The organism is Actinomadura sp. NPDC049382 (assembly GCF_040677125.1).
Lineage (GTDB): Bacteria > Actinomycetota > Actinomycetes > Streptosporangiales > Streptosporangiaceae > Spirillospora > Spirillospora geliboluensis.
On record NZ_JBFARO010000232.1, the window covers coordinates 1 to 5,345 of the forward strand.

The following is a 5,345-nucleotide window of genomic DNA, read 5'->3' on the forward strand; positions in this document are numbered from 1 at the left end:
GACATGGACCCCCACACCCTCACCCGCCACCTCATCGGCGGACTCACCAAACAAGAACTCGGCCTGGCCGCCCACAGCCTGCTCCTGGCCTCCCTCGACGACGGCGACTTCGTCCTGCCGCCCCTGCCCAACCACCTCTACACCCGCGACCCCTCCGCCTGGATCCACGACGGCCTCACCCTGCACCCGATGGCCAAACCCGCACGCCGCCGCGAAACCATCCACCTGGACACCCTCTACCGGCACCACCCCATGTTCACCGGCACCGACATCCCCGTCTGGTACCGGGGCACCGACTTCGCCCTGCCCTCCATCGAAGGCGGCGACATCCACGTCCTCGGCGACGGCGTCGTCCTCATCGGCATGAGCGAACGCACCACACCCCAGGCCATCGAACTCCTCGCCCAGCGCCTGTTCGCCGCCGGCCGGGCCCACCACATCATCGCCGCGCAACTGCCCAAGCAGCGCGCGTTCATGCACCTGGACACCGTCATGACCATGGTCGACCGCGACGCCTTCGCCGTCTACCCCGAACTCCCCCCGCTGCGGTCCTACAGCCTCACCCCCGGCACCGGCGGCACCGTCACCGTCGACGACAACGACGCGCTGTTCCCCGCGATCGCCCGCGCCCTCGGCCTGCCCCGCGTCCGCGTCCTGTCCGCCGCACAGGACGTGCGGGCCGCCGAACGCGAGCAATGGGACGACGGCGACAACGTCCTGGCCCTCGAACCCGGCGTCGTCGTCGCCTACGAACGCAACATCACCACCAACACCATGCTCCGCCGCAACGGCATCGAAGTCATCACCATCCCCGGCGGCGAACTCGGCCGCGGACGCGGCGGCCCCCGCTGCATGAGCTGCCCCCTCCAACGCGACGAGGTGCCCCTGTGAAAGACCTGCTGCACGTCACCGACCTGACCACCGGCGACCTGACCCGGCTGCTCGACCTCGCCAACGGCTTCCAGGACGACCCCAGGTCGGCGAGTCACCTGCTCGCCCACCGGATCGTGCCGATGTACTTCGCCAAACCGTCCACCCGCACCCGCCTGTCCACCGCCGCAGCGGTCACCCGGCTCGGCGGCACACCCATCGCCATCGGCCCCGACGAACTACAACTGCGCCGGGGCGAGACCATCGCCGACACCGCCCGCGTCATGGGCTCCTACGCCGCCGCCATCGTGATCCGCACGTACGCCGACGCCGACGTCACCGACCTCGCCGCCGCAGCGCCCATCCCGGTCGTCAACGCCCTGACCGACGGACACCACCCACTCCAAGCCATCGCCGACCTGCTCACCGTCCAGGAACACTTCGGACAGCTCCGCGGCCATCGCATCGCCTACGTCGGAGACGGCGGCAACGTCGCCCGCAGCCTCATGGAGGCCGCGGCCCTCGCGGGGATGGACATCGCCGTGGCGACTCCACCCGGGTACGAGCCTCCGGACGAGGCCGTCGCCTTCACCGCCGCCGAGGTCGACCGGAACGGCGGCGGCTTCCTCCTCACCACCGACCCCGTCGAGGCGGTCAAGGGCGCCTCCGTCGTCTACACCGACGTCTGGCTGTCCATGGGCGACCCTGAAGAGGATCAGGCACGCCGCCGGAAGGCGCTCACGCCCTACCGGGTGGACGAGAACCTCATGGCGCTCGCCCGCGACGACGCCGTCTTCATGCACTGCCTGCCCGCCCACCGCGGCCAGGAGGTCACCCCCGGCGTCATCGACGGTGGCCGCTCCCTGGCGTTCCGGCAGGCCGCCAACCGGCTGCCCGCCACCCAGGCCGTGCTGTACGCGCTGCTCACCGACCGCTTGAACGGACGGCCATGAGGGTCGTCGCCGCCCTCGGCGGCAACGCGCTGCTCCACCGGGGCGAACCGCTCGACGCGTCCGTCCAGATCGGGCACATCCGTGAGGCGGTACGCGGCCTGGCCACCGCAGCGTCCGGAAGCGAACTGGTCATCACCCACGGCAACGGCCCGCAGGTCGGGCTACTGGCCGTGGAGAGCGCCGCCGACCCGGCACTCTCCACGCCCTACCCCCTCGACGTCCTCGGCGCCCAGACCCAAGGCATGATCGGCTACTGGCTCGCCCGCGAACTACGCCGCGCCCTCCCCGGCCGCGAGGTCGTCGCCGTGCTCACCGAGACCGTCGTCGCCTTGGACGACCCGGCGTTCACCCACCCGACAAAGTTCGTCGGCCGCTCCTACGCGGCTCACGAGGCGCACAGGCTGCGGGCCGAGCACAGCTGGGCCGTCCGCCAGGACGGAGCGGCCTGGCGCCGGGTCGTCCCCTCCCCCGAGCCCCGCGCCATCGTGGAACTCCCCACGATCGCCCGGCTCGTCGACGACGGCTGCCTGGTCATCGCCGCCGGTGGGGGCGGCGTCCCGGTGGACCCGCATCATCGGGGAGTCGAGGCCGTGGTGGACAAGGACCTGACGGCGGCGCTCCTCGCCGAACACCTCAAAGCCGACATGCTGCTGCTCCTCACCGACGTCCCGGCCGTCATGCGCGACTACGGGACGGCGGACGCCCGTCCCATCGGTCAGATCACTCCTCGGGCATTGCGGGCGCTGGATTTGCCGGCCGGGTCCATGGGCCCCAAGGCGGAGGCGGCGTGCCGCTTCGCCGAGCACCGCCACGGCGCCGTCGCGGTCATCGGAGCGCTCGCCGACATCCCCGCGCTGCTGTCCGGCACTGCGGGCACCCGCATCGAGAACGGGAAGCCCTGCCGCTGACCGAACCGGGGCCTACCGGGGAAGACTTCCCTTGGGGTTTTCGTCCCTGCCGGGAAGGTGGTCGAGGCGACCATGATTGGAGGACCATGAGTGAGGAACTGCAGCGCCTTGATCCGGCCGTCTGTCTGACGCTTCTCCAGCAGGTTGCCGTCGGGCGGATCGCATGGGCCCAGGACGACGGGACCGTCACCGTCCTGCCGGTCAACTTCGTCATGGACGGCGAGACGGTCGTCTTCGCCACCGCCCCTGGCGCCAAACTCGAAGCCGTCCGCGGCGGGCGTCCGCTCACCTTCGAAGCCGACGACCTGGAACCGGCACTCCGGACCGCTTGGAGCATCCTCATCACCGGCCACGCCGACATCGTCACCGACCCGAGCGAGACCGAACGCCTGCGGAAACTACCGCTCACCCCCTGGATCCACTCCCCCAAGGACTCCTTCGTTCGGCTGACGCCCCGCCACATCAGCGGACGCCGCATCCCGCTGCACCCCGGCGGAGTCACCACAGAACACATCAACCCAACGAACGACTCCACCTGACCACCGGCACGCGCGTCCTGCGGCGGCGATGCGGCGCCGGGGACCTTCGTCCCTGCCACCTGCGGCCGCCACCAGGGCAGCCTGGAGGCATGCAGCTCGACAAGAGCGGCCTGCAGCCCCTTGACCAGGACGAGTGCCGCACCCTCCTCGCACAAACCGTGATCGGACGTATCGTCTTCACCCACCGGGCGCTCCCGGCCGTCCAGCCGGTCAACTACACGCTCAGCCACGGCGACATCGTGATCAAGGTGTCCCGCTCGTCCAGGCTCGCCACGGCCGCCGCCGACACCGTCGTGGCCTTCGAGATCGACCACCACGACACCGACACCCGGACCGGTTGGTCGGTCGTCGCCGTCGGCCACGCCCGCCGCGTCACCGACCCCCGCGAGATCGCCGCCCTGGAAACCCTGCCCCTGCGCACATGGGCACCCAGGGAACGCGACACCTTCATCCGCATCCACCCCGAACTCATCACCGGCCGCCGCATCAACAGCACCGCCGAAGCGGCCAGCACACCCTGAACCCACTACATCGCTTACCGGGCCTTCGTCCGCGCCAAGACCGCCTGCCTACGGCGGATGACGCAACAGCAGGACGCCCGCCGGGTGGGGCGGGCGTCCTTGTGGGATGTTGCTGTTGTTGGCTACTTGAGGAAGGGGAAGCGCTTGGCCAGGGCGGTGCCGCTCCACCAGCGGCCCAGGCCCAGGGTGTCGCCGGCGCTGACCAGCGCGAGCCCGATGATCAGGATCGCGTAGACGATGTGGTCGTCCATGAACAGGTTGTTCTCCGGAGGCAGGACCGCCGTCCACATCATGACCAGCAGTGCCGCGCCGCCGGCGGCGGCGATCCGCATCCCGATGCCCAGCATCAGCGCCGCACCGACCCCGGCCAGACCGATCATGAACAGCCAGTCCGCCCACGCCGCACCGGCCAGGTCGTTGTAGAACCCCGCGAACGGGCCCTTGGGCGCGTGCGCCAGGAACCCCTCGGTCGGGCTCCCGCCGTCCAGCCAGCCCTTCCCGGCCGGAGTCGCGTGGCCCAGACCGAAGACCTTGTCCACGAACGCCCACACGAAGATCCAGCCCAGCGCCAACCGGGCCGCGGCCCAGGCGTAGCGGGCGGCGGGCGTCTCGGTCAGCGGCCTCGGCGCCACCACCCGAATCAGGGTGCCGCGCCCCGCGTGCGTCTTGTGCTCGGAGACTGCCATCGCCGTCTCACCTTCCATCACATCGCCGGTTTCATCACCTATGACTCAACCCTCATCGCGGGACGCGCTGTAGGTCCCTTCGGCGCACGATCAACGGGACAAAAGTCCCCGCGTACAGCGGGTTGACGGGACTGAAGGTCCCTCGCCACCGGGGCTCCGGCCTCTGCCGGCACCGGCCGCCGGACGCCTAGCGTCGCCTCAGGCTGGTCGGAAGGGGACGGCGTCATGAAACGGGCGACGATGTGGACGCGTGTGAACCGCTGGCGCCGCCGTTGCGGTTTCGACGGCAATGACCTGCGGCGGGACGTGGACCGCGCCCAATGGAGGCTCGGCCTGGCCATGCTCATCCTGTTCTTCGGCGGCCCGGCCGGACGGAACCCGCCAGACGGGTCGGTACACGACCTGGCCCGGATCCAGTGTCGGAAGCCGCGTCACGGTCTGGGCCGGGCCCGGCACCGTGTCGCTGCTCCCGCCACGGCGGCACCCCGAGACCATCACCCGGACCGGACTGGCCGTCACCGGCGTCACACTGACCACGGGAGCGCTGCTGTTCGGCCTCTACCAGCTGGCCCGACGCAGGTACGACCAACGACGCGACCAGCTCTGGGACGCCGCCTGGGCGCACCTCGACAACCACCGCATCCGCTGATGGCGCGGGGGCGCTGGTGTGATCGGCGTTCCCATCGGCGCGGCTCGATGACCGGGGCGGTGACCTTGATTCGGGTCAGGCTTCCTTGAGCGGCGCCGTCCAGGTCAGGACCGTGCCGCCATCTGGGCGGGGTTCGGCGGTGAACGAGCCGCCGAGCTTTTCGGCGCGTTCGATCATGTTGCGCAGGCCGCTGCGGCGGCCTCCTTGGGGGATGCCGAC

The 5,345-nt window shown here is 70.7% G+C and carries 7 protein-coding genes; 6 read left to right on the forward strand and 1 reads right to left on the reverse strand.

The features are described 5' to 3' along the window. The 5 genes from AB0K34_RS45845 to AB0K34_RS45865 all read left to right on the forward strand — a co-directional run. Window positions 1-891: arginine deiminase family protein (locus tag AB0K34_RS45845; protein ID WP_364554810.1), on the forward strand; the 891-nt coding region annotated here is incomplete at its 5' end. Continuing rightward, window positions 888-1,823, forward strand: a complete 936-nt coding sequence (gene argF / locus AB0K34_RS45850; RefSeq protein ID WP_138641809.1) for an ornithine carbamoyltransferase — start codon at window positions 888-890, stop codon at window positions 1,821-1,823. The genes AB0K34_RS45845 and argF, both read left to right, overlap by 4 nt. Continuing rightward, a complete protein-coding gene (locus tag AB0K34_RS45855; protein WP_138641808.1) occupies window positions 1,820-2,731 on the forward strand; it encodes a carbamate kinase in 912 nt (303 codons plus the stop codon). Before argF ends, AB0K34_RS45855 begins: the two co-directional genes overlap by 4 nt. Before the next feature lie 86 nt (window positions 2,732-2,817). Further along, the gene (locus tag AB0K34_RS45860) at window positions 2,818-3,270 is read left to right on the forward strand and encodes a pyridoxamine 5'-phosphate oxidase family protein (protein WP_138641807.1); all 453 of its coding nucleotides are present in this window, start codon (window positions 2,818-2,820) and stop codon (window positions 3,268-3,270) included. 89 nt (window positions 3,271-3,359) lie between these two features. Further along, window positions 3,360-3,791: a pyridoxamine 5'-phosphate oxidase family protein gene (locus tag AB0K34_RS45865; protein ID WP_138641806.1), complete on the forward strand. Its 432-nt coding sequence runs from the start codon at window positions 3,360-3,362 to the stop codon at window positions 3,789-3,791. Between the two features lie 122 nt (window positions 3,792-3,913). Here the strand turns inward: AB0K34_RS45865 and AB0K34_RS45870 are convergent, their stop codons facing one another. Continuing rightward, window positions 3,914-4,477, reverse strand: coding sequence for a DoxX family membrane protein (locus tag AB0K34_RS45870; RefSeq protein WP_138641805.1), 564 nt, complete (start codon window positions 4,475-4,477; stop codon window positions 3,914-3,916). Window positions 4,478-4,934: 457 nt separating this feature from the next. On the opposite strand from AB0K34_RS45870, the gene AB0K34_RS45875 reads away from it, so the two are divergent. Then, window positions 4,935-5,126 (forward strand): hypothetical protein, encoded by a 192-nt coding sequence (locus AB0K34_RS45875; protein ID WP_138641804.1) that lies wholly within the window; start codon window positions 4,935-4,937, stop codon window positions 5,124-5,126. Window positions 5,127-5,345 lie beyond the last annotated feature (219 nt).